At 70.5% G+C, this 861-nt stretch carries 1 protein-coding gene; it reads left to right on the top strand.

The features are described 5' to 3' along the window. On the top strand, positions 1-807 hold an 807-nt coding region (sucD, locus tag KUM32_RS36975; protein ID WP_217146249.1), incomplete at its 5' end, for a succinate--CoA ligase subunit alpha. Positions 808-861 lie beyond the last annotated feature (54 nt).

Genomic DNA, 861 nt, shown 5'->3' with positions numbered 1-861 from the left:
CGGATGCTTGCCTCGGGCCCGAACATCGTCGGCGGCGTGAACCCGCCCACGGCCGCCACAACCGTTGACTTCGACGGCACCGAGGTGCCGGTGTTCGGCGGCGTGAAGGAGGCCATCGAGGCCACCGGCGCCGACGTCACGGTCATCTTCGTCCCGGAGAAGTTCACCAAGGACGCGGTCATCGAGGCGATCGACGCCGAGATCCCGCTGGCCGTCGTGATCACCGAGGGCATCGCCGTCCACGACACCGCCAACTTCTGGGCGTACGCGGGCAGCAAGGGCAACAAGACGCGCATCATCGGCCCGAACTGCCCCGGCCTGATCACCCCCGGTCAGTCGAACGCCGGCATCATCCCGGCCGACATCACCAAGCCGGGCCGCATCGGCCTCGTGTCCAAGTCCGGCACCCTGACGTACCAGATGATGTACGAGCTGCGCGACATCGGCTTCTCGTCCTGCGTCGGCATCGGCGGTGACCCGATCATCGGCACCACGCACATCGACGCGCTCGCCGCGTTCGAGGCCGACCCCGACACCGACCTGATCGTCATGATCGGCGAGATCGGTGGCGACGCCGAGGAGCGGGCCGCGGACTTCATCAAGGCCAACGTCACCAAGCCGGTCGTCGGCTACGTGGCGGGCTTCACCGCGCCCGAGGGCAAGACCATGGGCCACGCCGGCGCCATCGTCTCCGGCTCCTCCGGCACGGCGCAGGCCAAGCAGGAGGCCCTGGAGGCCGCGGGCGTGAAGGTCGGCAAGACGCCGTCCGAGACGGCCCGCCTGGCCCGCGAGGTCCTCGCCGGCTGACACGGTCGCTCAGCACGCGGTCCCGCCGGGCCGGCCGACCAGGCCGCCCGGGAC

It is taken from the genome of Streptomyces sp. AC627_RSS907 (assembly GCF_019049165.1).
Note: the sequence above shows the minus strand (reverse complement) of the source record. Positions and strands in the feature narration are given on the sequence as shown.